The sequence below is a fragment of the Pseudomonas sp. FW305-96 genome, assembly GCF_058783825.1.
In genome coordinates, this window is record NZ_JBYSYW010000017.1 from 25277 (window position 1) to 45582 (window position 20306).

At 64.7% G+C, this 20306-nt stretch carries 18 protein-coding genes; 11 read left to right on the forward strand and 7 right to left on the reverse strand.

What is annotated here, in order from left to right:
- Positions 1–8: 8 nt before the first annotated feature.
- A complete protein-coding gene (locus AC3WL2_RS14665; RefSeq protein ID WP_023630181.1) occupies positions 9–302 on the reverse strand; it encodes a putative quinol monooxygenase in 294 nt (97 codons plus the stop codon).
- Between the two features lie 201 nt (positions 303–503).
- On the opposite strand from AC3WL2_RS14665, the gene AC3WL2_RS14670 reads away from it, so the two are divergent.
- The gene (locus AC3WL2_RS14670; protein ID WP_102682762.1) at positions 504–1424 is read left to right on the forward strand and encodes an AraC family transcriptional regulator; all 921 of its coding nucleotides are present in this window, start codon (positions 504–506) and stop codon (positions 1422–1424) included.
- A gap of 58 nt (positions 1425–1482) precedes the next feature.
- Here the strand turns inward: AC3WL2_RS14670 and AC3WL2_RS14675 are convergent, their stop codons facing one another.
- Complete coding sequence (locus tag AC3WL2_RS14675; protein WP_102682818.1) at positions 1483–3120, reverse strand: 5-guanidino-2-oxopentanoate decarboxylase; 1638 nt, start codon at positions 3118–3120, stop codon at positions 1483–1485.
- 112 nt (positions 3121–3232) lie between these two features.
- Between AC3WL2_RS14675 and AC3WL2_RS14680 the strand changes: the two genes are divergently transcribed.
- Entirely contained in the window at positions 3233–4099 is an 867-nt protein-coding gene (locus AC3WL2_RS14680) for a LysR substrate-binding domain-containing protein (RefSeq protein WP_046856909.1), read from the forward strand.
- A 42-nt stretch (positions 4100–4141) separates the two neighbouring features.
- Here the strand turns inward: AC3WL2_RS14680 and AC3WL2_RS14685 are convergent, their stop codons facing one another.
- On the reverse strand, positions 4142–4756 hold the full coding sequence (locus tag AC3WL2_RS14685) for an NAD(P)-dependent oxidoreductase (RefSeq protein WP_102682763.1): 615 nt from the start codon (positions 4754–4756) through the stop codon (positions 4142–4144).
- 28 nt (positions 4757–4784) lie between these two features.
- Complete coding sequence (locus AC3WL2_RS14690; RefSeq protein ID WP_102682764.1) at positions 4785–5660, reverse strand: MBL fold metallo-hydrolase; 876 nt, start codon at positions 5658–5660, stop codon at positions 4785–4787.
- Between the two features lie 103 nt (positions 5661–5763).
- On the opposite strand from AC3WL2_RS14690, the gene AC3WL2_RS14695 reads away from it, so the two are divergent.
- On the forward strand, positions 5764–6672 hold the full coding sequence (locus AC3WL2_RS14695; RefSeq protein WP_102682765.1) for a LysR family transcriptional regulator: 909 nt from the start codon (positions 5764–5766) through the stop codon (positions 6670–6672).
- Positions 6673–6748: 76 nt separating this feature from the next.
- Positions 6749–6922: a hypothetical protein gene (locus AC3WL2_RS14700; protein WP_173862428.1), complete on the forward strand. Its 174-nt coding sequence runs from the start codon at positions 6749–6751 to the stop codon at positions 6920–6922.
- A 6-nt stretch (positions 6923–6928) separates the two neighbouring features.
- Here the strand turns inward: AC3WL2_RS14700 and AC3WL2_RS14705 are convergent, their stop codons facing one another.
- On the reverse strand, positions 6929–7798 hold the full coding sequence (locus AC3WL2_RS14705) for an isocitrate lyase/PEP mutase family protein (RefSeq protein ID WP_023630223.1): 870 nt from the start codon (positions 7796–7798) through the stop codon (positions 6929–6931).
- 402 nt (positions 7799–8200) lie between these two features.
- On the opposite strand from AC3WL2_RS14705, the gene AC3WL2_RS14710 reads away from it, so the two are divergent.
- Complete coding sequence (locus AC3WL2_RS14710) at positions 8201–9652, forward strand: MDR family MFS transporter (protein WP_102682819.1); 1452 nt, start codon at positions 8201–8203, stop codon at positions 9650–9652.
- Between the two features lie 151 nt (positions 9653–9803).
- On the opposite strand, the gene ttgR is transcribed toward AC3WL2_RS14710, so the two are convergent.
- On the reverse strand, positions 9804–10436 hold the full coding sequence (gene ttgR, locus AC3WL2_RS14715; RefSeq protein ID WP_023630222.1) for an efflux transport transcriptional regulator TtgR: 633 nt from the start codon (positions 10434–10436) through the stop codon (positions 9804–9806).
- A 258-nt stretch (positions 10437–10694) separates the two neighbouring features.
- Between ttgR and ttgA the strand changes: the two genes are divergently transcribed.
- The 5 genes from ttgA (at position 10695) to AC3WL2_RS14740 (ending at position 19097) form a co-directional block, all read left to right on the forward strand.
- Positions 10695–11849, forward strand: coding sequence for a toluene efflux RND transporter periplasmic adaptor subunit TtgA (gene ttgA, locus AC3WL2_RS14720; RefSeq protein ID WP_102682766.1), 1155 nt, complete (start codon positions 10695–10697; stop codon positions 11847–11849).
- Between the two features lie 3 nt (positions 11850–11852).
- Entirely contained in the window at positions 11853–15005 is a 3153-nt protein-coding gene (gene ttgB, locus AC3WL2_RS14725) for a multidrug efflux RND transporter permease subunit TtgB (RefSeq protein ID WP_102682767.1), read from the forward strand.
- On the forward strand, positions 15002–16447 hold the full coding sequence (locus AC3WL2_RS14730) for an AdeC/AdeK/OprM family multidrug efflux complex outer membrane factor (RefSeq protein ID WP_102682768.1): 1446 nt from the start codon (positions 15002–15004) through the stop codon (positions 16445–16447). Before ttgB ends, AC3WL2_RS14730 begins: the two co-directional genes overlap by 4 nt.
- 228 nt (positions 16448–16675) lie before the next feature.
- Positions 16676–17929, forward strand: coding sequence for an OprD family porin (locus AC3WL2_RS14735; RefSeq protein WP_102682769.1), 1254 nt, complete (start codon positions 16676–16678; stop codon positions 17927–17929).
- 184 nt (positions 17930–18113) lie between these two features.
- Positions 18114–19097 (forward strand): LysR family transcriptional regulator, encoded by a 984-nt coding sequence (locus tag AC3WL2_RS14740; RefSeq protein ID WP_102682770.1) that lies wholly within the window; start codon positions 18114–18116, stop codon positions 19095–19097.
- On the opposite strand, the gene AC3WL2_RS14745 is transcribed toward AC3WL2_RS14740, so the two are convergent.
- Positions 18997–19683 (reverse strand): Crp/Fnr family transcriptional regulator, encoded by a 687-nt coding sequence (locus tag AC3WL2_RS14745; protein ID WP_102682771.1) that lies wholly within the window; start codon positions 19681–19683, stop codon positions 18997–18999. The genes AC3WL2_RS14740 and AC3WL2_RS14745 overlap by 101 nt on opposite strands.
- Before the next feature lie 92 nt (positions 19684–19775).
- On the opposite strand from AC3WL2_RS14745, the gene AC3WL2_RS14750 reads away from it, so the two are divergent.
- The gene (locus AC3WL2_RS14750; RefSeq protein WP_102682772.1) at positions 19776–20300 is read left to right on the forward strand and encodes an Mpo1 family 2-hydroxy fatty acid dioxygenase; all 525 of its coding nucleotides are present in this window, start codon (positions 19776–19778) and stop codon (positions 20298–20300) included.
- Positions 20301–20306: the final 6 nt, after the last annotated feature.

Consider the following 20306-nt stretch of genomic DNA (forward strand, 5'->3'; position numbering starts at 1 on the left):
TCTACACATCAGGCGAAGGTATGCAGGTCAAGGCTGCTGACCACCTGCGCCTGGACCAGCTCGCCAAACACCTCCAGGGTGGGCGAGGCGAAATAGCCGCTCATCGCCTGTTGGTCGCTCCAGCTGCCGCTGAGCAGCCACAGATCGGCATCGACCTGCGAACGCTGCACACTGAAGCTCAGGCAGCCGGGCGCCCGCAGCGACGGCTCCAGCAGGTCGCGCAGGCGCATGCCGAGTTCCGCCGAACGACCGTTGCTGGCGCGGATGAAAGCCAGGTGAGTGACCGGTTGAGGCTGGGTCATGAACGATCTCCTTGAAGCGCTACGGACGGGAAAACAGGCTGCCAAGATTAGGGCCCCGCCCTCGCGCGACGTTAGGCCATTACTGCCGAGCGATTGCCTGATCCTGCCGCGCGACAGGATCAGGCAATCGAACGACAGCATTCGACTAGCGCCCGACATTGCCCATACCTATGCTGGCCCGGTCAGTAGAGGAACCACGCCATGACCACGCTCCCGCCACCCGACTCGACCCTTGAGCTGCAGCGCCAGGAACTGGCCGCGCTGATCCAGCGCCACGCCGGCCAGCCCCATGGCCCGGCGTCGGCCATCGAGGACCTTTACCTTACGTGCTACAAAGAGGAGATCCGCGGCATGCCCGCGCTGGCTCAACCGGCGTTGTGCATTCTTGCCCAAGGCAGCAAGACCCTGATCCTCGGCGACGAACATTACGCCTATGATCCGCTGCACTACATGGTGGTGTCGGTCACCCTGCCGATCAGCGGCGCCCTGCTCAAGGCCAGCCCCGAGCATCCCGCGCTGGGCTTGCGCCTGGACATCGACCCGGCGCAACTGAGCCAACTGATCGCCGAGAGCAGCCCGATGGTCGTGCCCAACCGGCCATCAGGTCTCGGCCTGTACGTGGAGAAAAGCGATCCGCAGCTTCTGGACGCGTTGATCCGCCTGATCAAACTGCTGGACTCGCCACGCGACATTGCCATCCTCGCGCCGATGATCCGCCGGGAAATCTTCTACCGCCTGTTGCGCGGCCCCCAAGGTTACCGTCTGTACGAAATCGCCCTGGCCAACAGCCAGACCCATCGGGTCTGCCAGGCGATTACCTGGCTCAACAACCATTACCACCAGCCGTTGCGTATCGAAGACCTCGCCCGGGAAGTGAACCTCAGCGTCTCCACCTTGCATCACCGCTTCAAGTCGGTGACGTCGATGAGCCCCTTGCAGTACCAGAAGCAACTGCGCCTGCAGGAAGCCCGACGCCTGATGTTCAACGAGGGTTTGGAGGCTGCCGTGGCCGGCTACCGGGTGGGCTACGAGAGCCCATCCCAGTTCAGCCGCGAATACAGCCGGCTGTACGGCGCGCCGCCAATCCGTGACGTGGCAAGGTTGCGAGCCAGCGCCAGTTGAACGACCCGCCGCACCCATGGCTTGCCGGCGAATCGAGGGTACAGCCCTCGTGGCGCAATCAGCCTTGCACAGCCAACTGCCATTGCCCCTGATCCACCTGGATCAACGTCGGCCCCAGGCGCTCCACCGCCCGGCCCAGCGCCGCCTGCAACTGCGCCACGTCAGCCACCGACTCGGCGTCGGCCCCCAACGCCCGCGCCACGCCGATGAAGTCCGGGGTGTGGATGTCCACACCGACCGGCTCGATCGCCCGATTGACCATGTACTTCTTGATTTCCTCGTACCCCTGGTTGTTCCACAGCAGCACGATCAGCGGCACCTGCGCCTCGACTGCACTGGCCAGTTCGGGCAGGGTGAACTGCAGCCCGCCATCACCGATCAGGCATACCGTGGGCGCACGCGCGGCGCGCACTTCGGCGCTGCCGAGCCAGGCGCCCATGGCCGCCGGCAACGCGTAGCCCAGCGTGCCGTAGCCCGTTGACGCGTTGAACCAGCGGCGTGGCCGGGTCATGTCCAACGTCAGGTTGCCGGTGTAGACCGGCTGGGTCGAATCGCCCACCAGCACGGCGTCCGGCAGGGTTTCCAGGATGCTGTTCAGCAAACGGGTCTGGCTCAAGGTCGGCTGGTCCCAGGTGGCTGCGTTTTCCTGGCGCAGTCGGGCGGCCCGAGCAGCGCCCCAGTGACCATCACGCAGTGGTTGCGCCTGCATGTGCAGGGCCACCAGCAGGGCCTCGGTCGCCTGTGCGGCATCGGCCACCAGGGCCAGTTCGGGCGGGTAGTTGCGCACCGTCTGGTCCGGGTCGATATCGATCCGCAGGAGGCTGCCGGGAATCTCGAAACCACCCTTGAACGTCACGTCGTAATCGGTCTCGGCCAGCTCGGTGCCGATGGCCAGCACTACGTCGGCCTCGGCCACCAGCGCACGGGTGGCCGGCAAAGTCTGGGTCGAGCCGATCTGCAGCGAATGGTTGGCCGGCAGCAGCCCCTTGGCATTGATCGTCAGCGCTACCGGCGCCTGCAGGTGCTCGGCCAGCCTGGCCAGCCCGGCGGCGGCGTCCAGGGCACCACCGCCGGCAAGGATCAACGGCCGGCGCGCCTTGGCCAGGCGCATGGCCATCTGCTGCACGGTCTGCGGCGCCGCGCCCGCCCGGGCGGTGCGCACCGGGCGGGCCGGTAGCAGGTGATCTGCGGGCTCCACCAGCACATCCAGCGGAATCTCGATATGCACCGGACGCGGACGGCCACCGTCGAACACTGCGAAAGCGCGAGCCAACACCTCGGGCAGATCGTCGGCACTCATCAAGGTATGCGAAAACGCCGCCACCCCCGCCACCAGCCCGGCCTGGTTGGGCAGTTCGTGCAACTTGCCGCGCCCGCCACCCAACTGACTGCGCGACTGCACGCTGGAAATCACCAGCATCGGGATCGAGTCGGCATAGGCCTGGCCCATGGCGGTGGTGATGTTGGTCATGCCCGGGCCGGTGATGATGAAGCACACACCAGGCTTGCCCCGGGTACGCGAGTAGCCGTCGGCCATGAACCCGGCGCCCTGCTCGTGGCGCGGGGTGATGTGGCGGATCGAGGAGGCAGCCAGGCCGCGGTAGAGTTCCACGGTATGCACGCCGGGAATGCCGAAGACATGGTCGACACCATAGCCTTCGAGGAGTTTGACCAGCACTTCGCCACAGGTTGCCATCATCGAGTACCCGATTCTTGTTGAGACTGGTGCTCATGGAACCAAGTGCCGACTACCGCCACAATGCAAAAAAACACATACTAGCCATGACCTAATATCATGGCTTGTCACAATGAAACGCCTGCCGCCCCTCCCCGCCCTGCACACCTTCCTGGTGACCGCGCAGCACTGCAACTTCACCCGTGCCGCGCAACAGTTGCATATCACCCAGGGCGCGGTCAGCCGACAGATCGCCGGGCTCGAGGAACATCTGGGCTATGCGCTGTTCCAGCGCCAGGCCCGTGGCCTGGCCCTGACCCGCGAAGGACAGGACTGGCTGCCTCGGGTGCAGCAGGTCTTCGCCCTGATCGAGCAAGGCGTGCGCGAAGTCGGCGGGCGCAGTACGACGCTGCAGCTCAAGGCGCCGACCTGCGTGATGCGCTGGCTGCTGCCGCGGCTATTGGAATGGCAGGCGCTACGCCCGGATGTGCCGGTGGAATTGACCACCACGGTGCAGCATGGCGTGGATTTTCGCCGCGAGGGCTTCGATGCGGCCGTTGTGTATGGCGCGGTGCCGAACCATGGGCTGCAGGTACGCAAGCTGTTCGATGAACAACTGACACCGGTCTGCGCACCATCGCTATCTAGCGTCCCCTTGCAATTGCAGGACCTGGCGCGGCAGATGCTGCTGCACCCCTCTCGGGACGAGCACGACTGGCGGTTGTGGTTGCAGGCGGCCAATGCCGGCGTCGAACCCCAGGGACCGAAGCAGCACTTCGAGACACTGGACATGGCGATGGCCATGGCCTCCCAGGGGACCGGGATCGCCATCGGCGACTTTTCGCTGATTGGCGACGACCTGCGCGCCGGGCGTTTGTGCATGCCGTTCGAGCTGAAGGTGACGACCGGGAAGGGGTATTACCTGGTCAGCCCGTCGAAGAGCATGCCCACGGGGTTGGTCGAGTTAATGGAGTGGCTGCAGGCGCGTGCCCGCACATGACATCAATCGCGGGGCCCCGACTTGCCCCGCGATGCAGACGCCTCAGTAACCGACCGTGAACCGTGCCCGCGAATGCGCCGGCTTCTCCAGCTCGTCGAGCATGGCGATGGCATAGTCGGCAAAGGTGATCCAGCTCTTGCCGTCGGCGCCGATCAACAGGTGATCCTTGCCCAGGGTGTAGTGCCCGCTGCGCTGACCTTCGACGAACTCCGCCGACGGCGACAGGAAGGTCCAGTCCAGGGTCGGCTCCTGGCGCAGCGTATCGAGGAAGCGCACACCGGCATTGGCCTCGGCCTTGTAGGCTTCCGGGAAATCCGGGCTGTCGATCACCCGGTGCCCGGACGGCAGCAGCAGGCTACCGGCGCCGCCCACCACCAGCAGGCGCTTGACCCCGGCACGCTTGACCGACTCGATGATCGCGCCAGGCTCGATGGTCGAGAAATGCGCCGCGCTCAACACCGCGTCACAGCCTGTCACAGCCACCTGCAGGGCGGCACTGTCCTTGGCATCCAGCGCCTTCACCGTCACGCCGTCACGACCTTGCAGCGCACTCGGATTGCGGGCGATGGCCACCACACTGTGGCCCCGACGCAGGGCCTCTTCCAGCAACTGGCTGCCGGCGCGCCCGGTGGCGCCGATGATTGCGATCTTGCTCATGGGAAACTCTCCAACAGGTTGAAAGGGGTTACCACTTCATCTCGCCCTTGGCGACCTTGGCGCCCAATTCCAGGGAGCTCTCGTCACCCAGGTTCGGGTAGCGCTGCTTCATCGCCGCGATCAGCGCGGCGGCATTGGCAGCCTTGGCGGCCTCGGTATCGAAGTCACGAATGTAGCCGGCGGTGAAGCGCACCGTGTCCAGCGAGCGGCTGCTGTCGCCCAGGTAGTGCCCCGGGATCACCGTGCGCGGGGCGAGCTGTTCGATGTTCGCCAGGGTCTTCAGCCAGTCGGCGTGGGATTGCGCGGTCTGGGTGTCGGCCATCCACACATGGATGCCCTCGGAAACCACCACGCCACCGACCACTGCCTTGATCGAGGGAATCCACACGAAACTGCGGTCCGGCTGCGGACCGTCCAGGCCGACGACCTGCAGTGCCTGGCCTTCCAGTTCCAGGCGATCACCCTGCAGTACCTGGGGCACCACCAGACGTGCCGGCTTGTCCGCGCCCATCTGCGGGCCCCAGTAGGCCAGCTTGGCGTCCATGGTCTTGCGGATATGCTCGACCGTGGCGGCCGAGGCGACCACGCGGGCCTTGGGGAACGCCTGGGTGATGGTGTCCAGGCCGAAGTAGTAGTCCGGGTCGCCATGGCTGACGTAGATGGTGGTCAGTCGCTTGCCGCTGGCACGCAGGCGCTCGACCACCTGCTCGGCCTGGGCCTTGCCGAACTGGGCGTCGACCAGGATGGCGTCGTGGGCACCGCTGACGATCACCGAGCTGACCGGGAAGATCGCCGCGTGACCGGGGTTGTAGGCGTCCAGCTTGAGCGGTTCGGCAGCCATGGCCTGGCCGCCGAGGGTAAGGCAGGCCAGCAGCAGGCCGCGAAGGGGCGTGAAGAGAGACATTGCAAGATCCTGTGAGTGGGACGATGGGTGCAAGCTTAGTTGCCCGATCCAATACAAAAAATGCGATGCTTCGACATAGTTTGTTTCTGAAATCGGACAGATCATGGATCGGCTCAACGCCATGCGCGTATTCGTCACCGTCGTCGACCTGGGCAGCCAGTCGGCCGCCGCGGACCACCTGGAACTCTCCAGGCCCGTGGTATCCCGCTACCTGGCGGAGCTGGAGGACTGGGTCGGGGCACGCCTGATGCAACGCACCACCCGCAAGCTCAGCCTGACGGCGGCAGGCCTCGAGACCTTGCCACGTTGTCGGCAGATGCTGGAGCTGGCCGGCGACCTGCAAAGCGCCGTGCGCCAGCCGGACGACGCGCCCCGTGGCGAGCTGCGCATCAGCGTCAGCACCTCGTTCGGCCAAGCCCAGCTGGTGGATGCGCTGGCGGCCTACGTCAAACGCTACCCCGGGGTGAAGGTTGAGCTGCAGATGCTCGACCGCACCGTCAACCTGGTGGACGAGCGCATCGACCTGGCGATCCGCACCAGCAACGATGTCGACCCCAACCTCATCGCCCGGCGCCTGAGCGTGTGCCGCTCGGTGGTCTGCGCCAGCCCCGCCTACCTGCGCGAGCACGGTACGCCGGACCGGGTCGAGGCGTTGAGCCAGCACAACTGCCTGACCCACGCCTACTTCGGTCACAGCCTGTGGCATTTCGAGGTGGGCGGGCAGAGCGTCGCCGTGCCGGTGCAGGGCAACATCAGCGCCAACGAGGCCATGACCCTGCAGAAAGCCGCCCTGGCCCATGCCGGCATCGCCATGCTGCCCACCTACCAGGCAGCAGCCGCACTACGCAGTGGCGAGCTGGTGCGATTGCTGCCGCAAGCCAAGCCGCGGGAACTTACCCTGAATGCGGTGTACACCTCGCGCAAGCACATGCCGGCGACATTGCGCAGCATGCTGGACTTTCTCGCGCAGCGGTTTGGCGACGAACCGGAGTGGGACAAGGGGTTGAGCTGAGTCAAGACGGTGCAGATACGCGCATTGGGCCTATGCTTGAAGGTATCACCTGTTGCATCAACAGGAGGTCCGCACCATGAGTATCAAATCCAGGCGTTGCGCCCTCGTCTTCGCCCTGCTCGCGGTAGCCGGGCTCTACGGCTCGGCCTGCTGGCGGGTGGAGCTGCTGCGCAGCCAGCCCAACACGGCCAACAGTTGCGTCCATGAGCATTGCGTTCCCCACAGCGCCACGCTGAGCGCCGTCAGGTAGTTCGGATCACTCCTCGACGCTCATGTACTCTTTCGCCCAGCGGATGTAGTCCTCGGGCTGGGTGTAGGTGTGCGAAAGCTCGGTGGCGCCGAGGCTGTCCGACTTGTGCTGCAGGCCACGCTGCTGGCGCAGGCAGTCGTAGGTGGCCTTGATCGCGGCGAAGTAGGCGGCATGGCCGTCAACCACGATACGCACGCCCAGGCGCGCCAGGCGCTCGTCGTCGCGCAGGTTCGGGTTGGCGTAGGTCACCAGCATCAACGGCACGCTCAGGTGCTCGGCAATCTGTTCAAGCTGCTCGAAGTCCTTGACCCCCACCATGCAGATACCATCGGCGCCCGCCTTCTGGTAGCTCTGGGTGCGCACGATGATTTCCTCGGTGGTCAGCACGCCGGCATTGGTGCGCGCAATGATCGCCAGGGCCGAATCGACCCGCGCCTCCAGTGCCGCGCGGATCTTGCCCACGCCCTCCTCCACCGAGATCAGGTCGGTGGACTTGCGACCGAACTGGGCCGGCAGCAAGGTATCCTCGATGGTCAGCGCGGCAACGCCAGCGCGTTCCAGTTCGATCACCGTGCGCATCACGTTGAGCGCATTGCCGTAGCCGTGGTCGGCGTCGGCAAGCACCGGCAACTGGGCGACACGGCCGATACGGGTAGCCTGCTCGACAAACTCGCTCAGGGTGATCAGGGCGAAGTCCGGCGCGGCCAGGACCTGCAGCGAGGCGACCGAACCACCCAGAATGCCGACTTCAAAACCAAGGTCGGCGGCAATACGGGCTGACATCGGGTCGAAGACCGACGCGGTGTGATAGCACGAACCTGAAGCAAGCAGTTCGCGGAAGGCAAAACGCAGATCGTGGTGGGAAGCCTTGGGCATGATCACTCCGCTTGTAATGAGAAATGGTGAACGGCTGACAACCGACCCCTGTATCGGGTCTACCTGACTGTTCCAACCGTCGCCATCAGGGCGGTCATGCTCGACATGCAGGCAGAGGAATAGAAGGTGTGGACATACAGCGACGCGAAACCTGTGGAAAATAGTTGCACCAAGCTGGTGCAGGCCACGGATTTCAGCCTCTGCGGCCCTGCCACGATATCACGCGGCCATGCAGCGCTGGATGAATGCGCCAATGCCGATCTTGCATAGGGGATGCACGGAGTACATAGGTAGCTATGTAACTCAGGGTACAATGCCCCACCACGAATGAGCCCATCACGGAGCAAGCCCGCTCCCTCGATGCCTCGCGATCGCGCCAGCTCTGACCACAAGGTATCCACCGTGACCGCCGCCCTGCCCCCCACCGTTCTGCGCAGCGTTCTTACCGCCCTGATGCTGGCGATCTTCCTCGGTGCCCTCGACCAGACCATCGTCGCCGTGTCGCTGCCGGCGATCTCCGCCCAGTTCGACGATGTCGGCCTGCTGGCCTGGGTCATCTCTGGCTACATGGTCGCCATGACCATCGCCGTGCCGATCTACGGCAAGCTTGGTGACCTTTATGGGCGGCGGCGCATGATCCTCACCGGCACCGCCCTGTTCACCCTGGCCTCGGTGGCCTGCGGCCTGGCCCAGGACATGCCGCAGCTGGTGCTGGCGCGGGTGCTCCAGGGTATCGGTGCGGGTGGCATGGTGTCGGTCAGCCAGGCAATCATCGGCGACTTCGTGCCACCTCGTGAACGCGGCCGCTACCAGGGCTACTTCAGCAGCATGTATGCCCTGGCCAGCGTCGCCGGGCCGGTGCTGGGCGGCTGGCTGACCGAGTACCTGTCCTGGCGCTGGGTGTTCTGGATCAACCTGCCGCTGGGGCTGATCGCGCTGTGGGTGATCCACCGGGCGCTGGACGGGTTGCCGGTCAAGCATCGCCAGGCACAGGTCGACTACCTCGGCGCGGCGCTGATGATCCTCGGTCTGGGTAGCCTGCTGCTGGGCATCACCCTGGTCGGCCAGGGGCATGCCTGGCGGTCGTCCGAGGTCCTGGCGTTGCTGGCCTGCGCACTGCTGGGGCTGGCGGCGTTCATAGCCCACGAGCGGCGCTGTCGCGAACCACTGTTGCCTCTGGGCCTGTTCGGCAACCGGGTCGCGGTGCTGTGCTGGTGCGTGATCTTCTTTGCCAGCTTCCAGTCAATCTCGTTGACCATGCTGATGCCCCTGCGCTACCAGGGCATCACCGGTGCCGGCGCCGACAGCGCGGCGCTGCACTTGCTGCCGCTGGCCATGGGGCTGCCCATCGGCGCCTTTACCGGTGGACGCATGACCAGCCGCACCGGGCGCTTCAAGCCACAGATCCTCACAGGCGCGCTGTTGATGCCAATGGCGATCGCAGCCATGGCACTGACGCCGCCGCAAGCCTGGTTACAGAGCGCACTGTTCATGCTGCTGACAGGCATTGCCTGCGGCCTGCAATTTCCCACCTCGCTGGTGGGCACGCAAAGCGCGGTGGACAGCAAGGACATCGGCGTGGCGACCAGCACCACCAACCTGTTCCGCTCGCTGGGCGGGGCGATGGGGGTGGCGTGCATGTCCAGCCTGTTGCTGGCGTGGTTGCACCAGGGTGGCTTCGAAGTGCTGGGCAACCCGCTGCTGGGCAGCCTCAAGGCGGGCGAGGCGGATCCGCACACCCAGGCGCGTTTGCTGGAAACCTTCCGCGACCTGTTGCTGGTCAGTGCCGGGGCTTCGCTGATCGGCCTGTTGGCGGCGCTGGCCTTGCCGGACAGACAGTTGCGCGGGCGCTGAAAGGCGTGGCAGCGGGCTTGCCCCGCGATAGCGTCCGCCCAGGCGACATCACGGCCTGAAGGTTGTCATTGCCGGGCAAGACCGCTTCCAGGTTATTAATCCTGCGTTAACCGAAAAGGGATAACACTTCCTCACAATCGTTAACAAAGTGTCATTTGCGCAAGCCAGGGCTCAAGCGCAGCATATCCAGCCCGGTGTCGACCCATTTCTCGACATCGCCCAACAGGTCGAAGCTTTCCGGCAGCAGCAGCCAGCGGCCGATCAGGCCATCCACATAGGCAAACATGGCCACCGCAGCCCGGTCGATCTCGAGCTCGGCAGGCAACTGGCCGCGGCGTACGGCATTACCCAAGGCCAGGGCAATGCTTTGATGACAGTCCAGCACCGCGCCCTGACGCTGCTGGCGAATCTCACACATGTCGTCGGTGAATTCGCACTTGTGATGCAGGATTTCGTTGATACGCCGGGTTCGGGCATCGAGCACCAACTCGTTGAACACTTGCAGCAACAGCTTGCGCATGCAGCCAAGCGGATCGAGCTCATCCTCGCTCTCACTGGCGCGGGCCAGGTGGTCATGGGTCTCGTGCAGGCTGTCGAGCAGCGCCTGCACCAACTCGGCCTTGTTGCTGAAGTGCCAGTAGATCGCCCCGCGAGTGACGCCGGCGAGCTCAGCGATGTCGGCCAGGGTGGTACGCGCTACCCCGCGCTTGTAGAAGGCCTTCTCCGCCGCCTCGATGATCTGGGCGCGGGTTTCCTGGGCTTCTTCTTTGGTTCGACGGACCATGGCAGTACAACCTCATCAGGCCCCGCGCGCTCAATCTGGCGGGCGGGAATCAGGCCGGGGCAGGCTCTTTCAGGGCCGCTCCCGGGTGGATTTGGGCGATCGACGGTGGTCACCCACGACGCACCGGCACTATTTACAAACAACCATGAATGTAAGTATATTCCTTAGCAAGCTATTTATCCACCGGATAGCGTTTTTCTGACAAAGCACTTCCACTATATTCTTGAGCTCCCCTGCTCCTGCGACCCGAGGATCCTCATGCAATTCAAGCCAGCCGTAACCGCCCTGGTTTCCGCCGTGGCCCTGGCAACCCTGCTCAGTGGCTGTAAGAAAGAGGAAGCAGCGCCTGCGCCGCAGGCTCCTCAGGTCGGCGTCGTGACCGTACAACCGCAAGCCTTCACCCTGACCTCGGAACTGCCGGGGCGCACCAGCGCCTACCGTGTGGCCGAGGTCCGCCCACAGGTGAACGGCATCATTCTCAAGCGCCTGTTCAAGGAAGGCAGCGACGTCAAGGAAGGGCAACAGCTCTACCAGATCGACCCAGCCGTCTACGAGGCGAACCTGGCCAACGCCCAGGCCAACCTGCAGGCTACCCGCTCGCTGGCCGAGCGTTACAAGCAACTGATCGACGAGCAGGCCGTCTCCAAGCAGGAATACGATGACGCCAATGCCAAACGATTGCAGGCCGAGGCATCGCTCAAGAGCGCCCAGATCGACTTGCGCTACACCAAGGTGCTGGCCCCGATCAGTGGCCGCGTCGGCCGCTCTTCGGTCACCGAAGGCGCCCTGGTGAACAACGGCCAGACCAACGCCATGGCCACCATCCAGCAGCTCGACCCGATCTACGTCGACGTTACCCAGTCCACCGCCGAGCTGCTCAAGCTGCGCCGTGACCTGGAAAGCGGCCAGTTGCAGAAGGCCGGCGACAACGCCGCCCAGGTTCAGCTGGTGCTGGAAGACGGCAGCCTGTTCAAGCAGCAGGGCCGCCTGGAGTTCTCCGAAGTCGCGGTCGACGAGACCACCGGTTCCGTCACTCTGCGCGCGATCTTCCCCAACCCCGACCACACCCTGCTGCCCGGCATGTTCGTGCATGCGCGGCTCAAGGCCGGCGTCAACGCCAACGCCATCCTGGCCCCGCAACAGGGCGTGACCCGTGACCTCAAGGGTGCGCCGACCGCGCTGGTGGTCAACCAGGAGAACAAGGTCGAACTGCGCCAGCTCAAGGCCAGCCGCACCCTGGGCAGTGACTGGCTGATCGAGGAAGGCCTGAACCCGGGCGACCGTCTGATCACCGAAGGGCTGCAGTTCGTGCGACCAGGCGTCGAGGTCAAGGTCAGCGAAGCCACCAACGTCAAGAAGCCGGCCAGCGCTGCTCAGGCCAACACGGCCAAAGCTGACGCCAAAGCGGAGTAAACCATGTCGAAGTTCTTTATCGATCGCCCGATCTTCGCCTGGGTGATCGCCCTGGTGATCATGCTGGTCGGCGCCCTGTCGATCCTGAAGCTGCCGATCAACCAGTACCCGAGCATCGCCCCGCCGGCCATCGCCATCTCCGTGACCTACCCGGGCGCCTCGGCGCAGACCGTGCAGGACACCGTGGTGCAGGTGATCGAGCAGCAGCTCAACGGGATCGACAACCTGCGTTATGTGTCGTCGGAAAGTAACTCCGACGGCAGCATGACCATCACCGCCACCTTCGAGCAGGGCACCAACTCGGACACCGCGCAGGTCCAGGTACAGAACAAGCTGAACCTGGCCACCCCGCTGTTGCCGCAGGAAGTGCAGCAGCAAGGTATCCGCGTCACCAAGGCAGTGAAGAACTTCCTGCTGGTGATCGGCCTGGTGTCCGAAGACGGCAGCATGACCAAGGACGACCTGGCCAACTACATCGTTTCCAACATGCAGGACCCGATCTCGCGGACCGCAGGCGTGGGCGACTTCCAGGTGTTCGGTGCGCAGTACGCCATGCGTATCTGGCTGGATCCGGCCAAGCTGAACAAGTTCCAGCTGACCCCGGTCGACGTGCGCACCGCGGTCGCCGCGCAGAACGTGCAGGTATCCTCCGGCCAGCTCGGCGGCCTGCCGGCGCTGCCAGGTACCCAGCTCAACGCCACCATCATCGGCAAGACCCGTCTGCAGACCGCCGAGCAGTTCGAGAAGATCCTGCTCAAGGTCAATGCCGACGGTTCCCAGGTACGCCTGGGCGACGTGGCCCAGGTCGGCCTGGGCGGCGAAAACTACGCCATCAGCGCCCAGTACAACGGCAAGCCGGCCTCGGGCCTGGCGGTCAAGCTGGCCACCGGCGCCAACGCCCTGGATACCGCCAAGGCGCTGCGCACGACCATCAGCGGCCTCGAGCCGTTCTTCCCACCGGGGGTGAAGGCGGTGTTCCCGTATGACACCACCCCGGTGGTCACCGAATCGATCAGCGGGGTGATCCACACCCTGATCGAAGCGGTGGTCCTGGTGTTCCTGGTGATGTACCTGTTCCTGCAGAACTTCCGCGCCACCATCATCACCACCATGACCGTACCGGTGGTATTGCTGGGTACCTTCGGCATCCTCGCCGCCGCCGGTTTCAGCATCAACACCCTGACCATGTTCGCCATGGTCCTGGCCATCGGCCTGCTGGTGGACGATGCCATCGTCGTGGTGGAGAACGTCGAGCGGGTGATGTCCGAGGAAGGACTGCCGCCCAAGGAGGCGACTAAGCGCTCCATGGAGCAGATCCAGGGCGCCCTGGTGGGTATCGCCCTGGTATTGTCGGCGGTACTGCTGCCGATGGCCTTCTTCGGCGGTTCCACCGGTGTGATCTATCGCCAGTTCTCCATCACCATCGTCTCGGCCATGGGCCTGTCGGTGCTGGTCGCGCTGATCTTCACCCCGGCCTTGTGCGCCACCATGCTCAAGCCATTGAAGAAGGGCGAGCACCATGTGGCCAAGCGCGGCTTCTTCGGCTGGTTCAACCGCAATTTCGACCGCAGCGTCGTCGGCTATGAGCGGAGCGTCGGCACCATCCTGCGCAACAAGATCCCGTTCCTGCTGGCCTACGCGCTGATCGTGGTTGGCATGATCTGGCTGTTCGCGCGCATCCCGACCGCATTCCTGCCAGAGGAAGACCAGGGCGTGCTGTTCGCCCAGGTACAGACCCCGGCCGGCTCCAGTGCCGAGCGCACCCAGGTGGTGGTCGACCAGATGCGCGAGTACCTGCTCGACAAGGAAGCCGATACCGTGGCATCCGTGTTCACCGTCAACGGCTTCAACTTCGCCGGCCGCGGCCAGAGCTCGGGCATGGCATTCATCATGCTCAAGCCTTGGGGCGAGCGCTCGAAGGAGAACAGCGTGTTCGCCCTCGCCCAGCGCGCGCAGATGCACTTCTTCAGCTTCCGCGACGCGATGGTGTTCGCCTTCGCCCCGCCGGCGGTACTCGAACTGGGTAACGCCACCGGCTTCGACGTGTTCCTCCAGGACCGCGCCGGGGTCGGCCATGCAAAACTGATGGAAGCACGCAACCAGTTCCTGGCCAAGGCCGCGCAGAGCAAGATCCTCAGCGCCGTGCGTCCGAACGGCCTGAACGACGAGCCGCAGTACCAGCTGACCATCGACGACGAACGCGCCAGTGCTCTGGGCGTGACCATCGCCGACATCAACAACACCTTGTCGATCGCCCTGGGCGGTAGCTACGTCAACGACTTCATCGACCGTGGCCGGGTCAAGAAGGTCTACATCCAGGGTGCGCCAAACGCCCGGATGAGCCCGGAAGACCTGCAGAAGTGGTACGTGCGCAACGGCAAGGGCGAGATGGTGCCGTTCTCCTCCTTCGCCAAGGGCGAATGGAGCTATGGCTCGCCGAAGCTGTCGCGCTATAACGGCGTGGAAGCGGTCGAGATCCTCGGTACCCCGGCGCCGGGCTACAGTACCGGTGAGGCCATGGCCGAAGTCGAGCGCATCGCCGGCGAACTGCCAACCGGCATCGGCTTCTCCTGGACCGGCATGTCCTACGAGGAAAAACTCTCCGGCTCGCAAATGCCGGCGCTGTTCGCCCTCTCGGTGCTGTTCGTGTTCCTCTGCCTGGCGGCGCTGTACGAAAGCTGGTCGATCCCGATCGCGGTCGTGCTGGTGGTGCCATTGGGTATCATCGGTGCCCTGCTCGCCACCAGCCTGCGCGGCTTGTCCAACGACGTGTACTTCCTGGTCGGCCTGCTGACCACCATCGGCCTGGCGGCGAAGAACGCCATCCTGATCGTCGAGTTCGCCAAAGAGCTGCACGAACAGGGCAAAAGCCTGTACGACGCAGCCATCGAGGCCTGCCGCATGCGTCTGCGCCCGATCATCATGACCTCGCTGGCGTTCATCCTCGGCGTGGTACCGTTGACCATCGCCAGCGGCGCTGGTGCCGGTAGCCAGCACGCCATCGGCACCGGTGTGATCGGCGGCATGATCAGCGCCACCGTGCTGGCCATCTTCTGGGTACCGCTATTCTTCGTCGCAGTGTCGTCGCTGTTCGGCAGCAAAGAGCCGAAAGAACACGCCACCCCTGAAACTCCACGTTATGAGGCTGGGCAATGACCAAGTCTTTGTTGTCCCTGGCGGTAACCGCCTTCATCCTCGGCGGTTGCTCGCTGATCCCCGACTACCAGACGCCCGAGGCGCCGGTGGCCGCGCAGTGGCCGCAAGGCCCTGCGTACTCGCCGACCCAATCGGCCGACGTCGCCGCGGCCGAACAGGGCTGGCGCCAGTTCTTCCACGACCCGGCGCTGCAGCAACTGATCCAGACGTCGCTGGAAAACAACCGCGACCTGCGGGTCGCGGCGCTGAACATCGACGCCTACCGCGCGCAGTACCGCATCCAGCGTGCCGACCTGCTGCCGGCGGTTTCCGCCAATGGCAGCGGCAGCCGCCAGCGGATGCCGGCGAACATGTCGCAGACCGGCGAATCCACCATCAGCAGCCAGTACTCGGCCACCCTGGGTGTCAGCGCCTATGAGCTGGACCTGTTCGGCCGGGTGCGCAGCCTGACCCAGCAGGCCTTGGAAACCTACCTGTCCAGCGAACAGGCGCGCCGCTCCACGCAGATCAGCCTGGTGGCCAGCGTGGCCAACGCCTACTACACCTGGCAGGCCGACCAGGCGCTGCTGAAGCTGACCGAGGAAACGCTCAAGACGTACGAAGAGAGCTACAACCTCACCCGCCGCAGCAATGAGGTGGGTGTCGCCTCGGCCCTGGACCTGAGCCAGGCGCGCACTGCCGTCGAAGGCGCACGCGTCAAGCTGTCGCAGTACCAGCGCCTGGTCGCCCAGGACCTGAACAGCCTCACCGTGCTGGTAGGTACCGGCGTGCCGGCCAACCTGCCCAAGCCGCTGGAGCTCAATGCCGACCAGCTGGCCGAAGTGCCGGCCGGCCTGCCGTCCGACATCCTGCAGCGCCGCCCTGATATCCAGGAGGCCGAGCACCTGCTCAAGGCCGCCAACGCCAACATCGGCGCGGCGCGGGCCGCGTTCTTCCCGAGCATCAGCCTGACCGCCAACGCCGGCACCCTGAGCCCGGACATGGGCGGGCTGTTCAAGGGCGGCTCGGGCACCTGGCTGTTCCAGCCGCAGATCAACCTGCCGATCTTCAATGCCGGCAGCCTGCGGGCCAGCCTGGACTACTCGAAGATCCAGAAGGACATCAACGTCGCCAAGTACGAAAAGACCATCCAGACCGCCTTCCAGGAAGTCGCCGATGGCCTGGCCGCACGCAAGACGTTCGAAGAGCAGCTGCAGGCCCAGCGTGACCTGGTGGCCGCCAACCAGGACTACTACCGCCTGGCCGAGCGCCGCTACCGCATCGGTATCGACAGCAACCTGACCTTCCTCGATGCCCAGCGCAACCTGTTCAGCGCCCAGCAGTCGCTGATCGGTGATCGCCTGTCGCAGCTGGTCAGCGAGGTCAACCTGTACAAGGCCCTCGGCGGCGGCTGGTACGAGCAGACCCAGCAGCAAGCCTCGATCCAGACGCCGAAAAGCTGACTGGACCGCTAACAGCATCAAGCCCACCCTTGCGGTGGGCTTTTTGTTGCGCGGTCACATTGCGTTCGATAACCGCCCCGTTCCGCTTGCAACGAATTGCCTAGCCCCCACCCTCCCCCGCACCATCGCCTGCGCAACGTTGCACAAGTTCTCTCTAAAGATGCCTACCCCTGCGGCCGCACCCGCAGCGACCCGGCTCGCCCAATAAAAACAAGAGATCCACGACAGATGAGCACTTTGCAACCCGCACGCCAGCTGCTGCCCGGCCTGTTGGCCCTGTCCTGCGCCCTGCCCGGCGTGGCCGCCGAAGGTGGCTTCCTGGAAGACGCCAAGGCCAGCCTCAACCTGCGCAACTTCTACATCAACCGCAACTTCGTCGACCCGGCCAACCCCCAGGGCAAGGCCGAGGAATGGACCCAGAGCTTGATTCTCGACGCCCGCTCCGGCTTCACCCAGGGCACCGTCGGTTTCGGCATCGATGTGCTGGGGCTGTACTCGGTCAAGCTCGATGGCGGCAAGGGCACGGCCGGCACCCACCTGCTGCCGGTGCATGACGACGGTCGCCCGGCGGATGATTTCGGCCGCCTGGGGGTGGCGTTCAAGACGCGCCTGTCGCAGACCGAGCTCAAAGTAGGCGAGTGGATGCCGGTGCTGCCGATCCTGCGTTCGGACGATGGCCGCTCGCTGCCGCAGACGTTCCGCGGCGGTCAGCTCACCTCGAAGGAGATCGACGGCCTGACCCTGTACGCCGGCCAGTTCCGCGGCAACAGCCCGCGCAACGATGCGAGCATGGAAGACATGTTCATGCAGGGGCGCGCCGGTATCACCTCCGACCGCTTCAACTTCGCCGGCGGCGAATACAGCTTCAACGACAAACGCACGATGGTCGGCCTGTGGGATGCCCGGCTAAAAGACATTTATCGCCAGCAGTATCTGAACCTGGTGCACAGCCAGCCGTTGGGCGACTGGACCTTTGGCGCCAATCTGGGCTACTTCCTCGGCAAGGAGGATGGCAGCGCCCGCGCCGGCGACTTGGACAACCGCACCGTCTCGGCCATGCTCTCGGCGCGATATCAAGGCCACACCTTCTATATCGGCCTGCAGAAGGTCAGTGGCGATGACGCCTGGATGCGTGTCAACGGCACCAGTGGCGGCACGCTGGCCAACGACAGTTACAACGCCAGCTTCGACAATGCCAAGGAGCGCTCCTGGCAACTGCGTCACGACTTCAATTTCGTCACCGTCGGCATCCCCGGCCTGACCTTGATGAACCGCTACATCAAAGGCGACAACGTGCATGCCGGAGGGGTGGACGATGGCAAGGAATGGGCCCGGGAGACCGAGCTGGCCTACGTGGTGCAGGCCGGGACCTTCAAGGACCTGTCGGTGAAGTGGCGCAATTCGACCATGCGCAGGGATTTCAGCAGCAACGCGTTCGATGAGAACCGCTTGATTGTCAGCTATCCGTTAAATCTCCTTTGAGGCCATCGCGGCGGGGCAAGCCCGCTCACGCCTGCACAATGCAGGAGCGGCGTGGGCTTGCCCCGCGTTGGGTCCTGCCGTCCGGCAAATAACCAGAAGACATATCCAAATCAAATAACATTCTTTGACGCTATATGTAACAAGCCGCTAAAACCAAGCTCTGATCCCGCACCAGAGCCCGAGCATGGACCTCCGCCAACTGCGCTATTTCATCGCCCTCATCGAATACCGCAGTTTCGTCCGCGCCGCCGATGCCATGGGCATCACCCAACCCGCCTTCAGCCGCGCAATCCAGAACCTCGAACATACCTTTGGTTGCGCCCTGGTCGATCGTGCCAGCAAGGCATTGCCCCCCACCCCCGAGGGCCAAGTGGTGTTGCAACATGCCCGTCGCCTGGTCCAGGGCGCCGCGCAACTGAACCACGACGTCCTGCAGATGACCAAGCTCGATGCCGGAGAGCTGCACTTCGGCAGCGGCCCGGCCCTGGCCGTGCGCCTGGTGCCCCAGGCCCTGCAACATTTTATCGGGGCTCATCCCGGCATCCGCACCGACTTGCTGGTGGACAACGCCGAGCGCCTGGGCCAGGCCCTGCGTCGCGAGCAGATCGAGTTCTTCGTCGATGACGTACGTCCCTTCGAGGCCGATCCCTACTTCCACACCGAGGCACTGTCCCCGCGTCCAGGCCTGTTCTTCTGCCGTCCCGGACACCCGCTGCTGGCAAAGGACAGTCTGTCGACCAACGACCTGTTCGCCTACCCACTGGCCAGCGCCCTGCTCGCTCCCGGCGTGCGCAAACGCCTGGCCAACCTCAGCGGGCGCAATGACTTCACCCCGCACCTGCAGACCGAACACCTGGCAGTGCTGCGCAACGTGGTAATGGCCAGCGACGCCATCGGCACGGCCAGCGAGGAGGCGGTGGCCGAGGACCTGGCCGCCGGCCATCTGGTGCGTCTGCACTGGCGCAACCTGCCGCCGGGCATGGAAGTGCTCAGCGTGCGCTGCGGGGTAGTTAGCCGCAGCGGTTATCGCCTGTCACCGGCGGCGCGGGCGATGATCGATACCCTGGTCAGCCTTGATGCTGCCCCATCGCCCGCAGACGTGGCGCATCGACAATCTCCACCTCGCCATAGCCCAGGCGCACCACGCCGGCCTGTTCGAGGCTCCTGAGGATCTGGTTGATGGTCTGGCGCGACAGCGACAACATCAGGGCCAACTGTTCCTGGGACACTTGCAACCGCCATTGGGCGACATCGCGCTCACCGTAGCCTTCGGCCATCTGCAACAGGCGCTGCGCCACCCGCGGCGCGGCGGCCAGCAGGCTCTGCTGCTCGAGGGCGACGAACACCCAGCGCAACTTCTGGCTCATCAGCAGGGCCAGGTCGCGCCAGTGCTCTGGCTGGAACGCCAACCATTCCAGCAACGGCGCCTGGGGAATCCACAGCAGGCGTGTTGGCCCCTCGGCATAGGCGTCATGGGTGCGCGGCTGGCCATCGAACAGGCTGATCTCGCCGAACCAATGGGGTGACTCGACCAGCGTCAGCAACGCCTCCTTGCCTGCGCTGCTGACCGCTCCGACCCGCATCGCCCCTTCGAGTACCGCATACAGGCCACACGGCGCATCGCCGCGCTGGAACAGACGCTGCCCCGCTGCCAGTTCACGCGGACGGCCCAGGGCCAGCAGACTATCCTGAACGGTAACGGGCAATTGCCGGAACCATTGACCATGCAGCAGTTGAGTGCGCGGATCGTGCATGGCACCTCGCAAAGCGAACTCTGTCGGCCAGGCGACAGACGACGATGAATGAACAGGGGCAAGCTGTGCTCACCCCTGATGGAGGAACAACAATGAAAAACCTCGTCGAGCACCTGAGTCAATACGCGGCCTACCACCGCGATCCACGGAACATCGCCACCCACTTCATCGGCATTCCGCTGATCGTGCTGGCCGTGGCCGTGCTGCTGTCACGCCCCGGTTGGGACGTGGCGGGGCTGTGGCTGTCGCCGGCGCTGCTGCTGGCGCTCTGGTCGGTGTGGTTCTACCTGCGCCTGGACCTGCGCTTCGGCCTGGTGATGGGGCTGCTGCTGGGATTGTGCCTATGGGCCGGCCAGGCACTGGCCGTGCAGAGTACCGGGCTGTGGTTGAGTGCCGGGCTAGGTGCGTTCGTGGTGGGGTGGATCATCCAGTTCGTCGGACATGCCTACGAAGGGCGCAAGCCGGCATTCGTCGATGACCTGAGCGGGCTGATCGTCGGGCCGCTGTTCGTGGTGGCGGAGCTGGCGTTCATGGCTGGCTTGTGTGGCGAACTGAAAAAGGCCGTGGAGGCCAATGCCGGGCCTGTCGCCGTTCGCCAGAAGAAAGCAGTCGTGTGAAGTAAT

Coding starts and splice junctions, on each gene's coding strand:
- AC3WL2_RS14675 (WP_102682818.1), bottom strand. CDS start 3,120: ATGGCAACCTGTGGCGAAGTGCTGGTCAAACTCCTCGAAGGCTATGGT.
- AC3WL2_RS14750 (WP_102682772.1), top strand. CDS start 19,776: ATGAAAAACCTCGTCGAGCACCTGAGTCAATACGCGGCCTACCACCGC.
- AC3WL2_RS14695 (WP_102682765.1), top strand. CDS start 5,764: ATGGATCGGCTCAACGCCATGCGCGTATTCGTCACCGTCGTCGACCTG.
- AC3WL2_RS14670 (WP_102682762.1), top strand. CDS start 504: ATGACCACGCTCCCGCCACCCGACTCGACCCTTGAGCTGCAGCGCCAG.
- ttgR (WP_023630222.1), bottom strand. CDS start 10,436: ATGGTCCGTCGAACCAAAGAAGAAGCCCAGGAAACCCGCGCCCAGATC.
- AC3WL2_RS14740 (WP_102682770.1), top strand. CDS start 18,114: ATGGACCTCCGCCAACTGCGCTATTTCATCGCCCTCATCGAATACCGC.
- AC3WL2_RS14700 (WP_173862428.1), top strand. CDS start 6,749: ATGAGTATCAAATCCAGGCGTTGCGCCCTCGTCTTCGCCCTGCTCGCG.
- AC3WL2_RS14735 (WP_102682769.1), top strand. CDS start 16,676: ATGAGCACTTTGCAACCCGCACGCCAGCTGCTGCCCGGCCTGTTGGCC.
- ttgA (WP_102682766.1), top strand. CDS start 10,695: ATGCAATTCAAGCCAGCCGTAACCGCCCTGGTTTCCGCCGTGGCCCTG.
- AC3WL2_RS14745 (WP_102682771.1), bottom strand. CDS start 19,683: ATGCACGATCCGCGCACTCAACTGCTGCATGGTCAATGGTTCCGGCAA.
- AC3WL2_RS14690 (WP_102682764.1), bottom strand. CDS start 5,660: ATGTCTCTCTTCACGCCCCTTCGCGGCCTGCTGCTGGCCTGCCTTACC.
- AC3WL2_RS14665 (WP_023630181.1), bottom strand. CDS start 302: ATGACCCAGCCTCAACCGGTCACTCACCTGGCTTTCATCCGCGCCAGC.
- AC3WL2_RS14705 (WP_023630223.1), bottom strand. CDS start 7,798: ATGCCCAAGGCTTCCCACCACGATCTGCGTTTTGCCTTCCGCGAACTG.
- AC3WL2_RS14730 (WP_102682768.1), top strand. CDS start 15,002: ATGACCAAGTCTTTGTTGTCCCTGGCGGTAACCGCCTTCATCCTCGGC.
- ttgB (WP_102682767.1), top strand. CDS start 11,853: ATGTCGAAGTTCTTTATCGATCGCCCGATCTTCGCCTGGGTGATCGCC.
- AC3WL2_RS14685 (WP_102682763.1), bottom strand. CDS start 4,756: ATGAGCAAGATCGCAATCATCGGCGCCACCGGGCGCGCCGGCAGCCAG.
- AC3WL2_RS14680 (WP_046856909.1), top strand. CDS start 3,233: ATGAAACGCCTGCCGCCCCTCCCCGCCCTGCACACCTTCCTGGTGACC.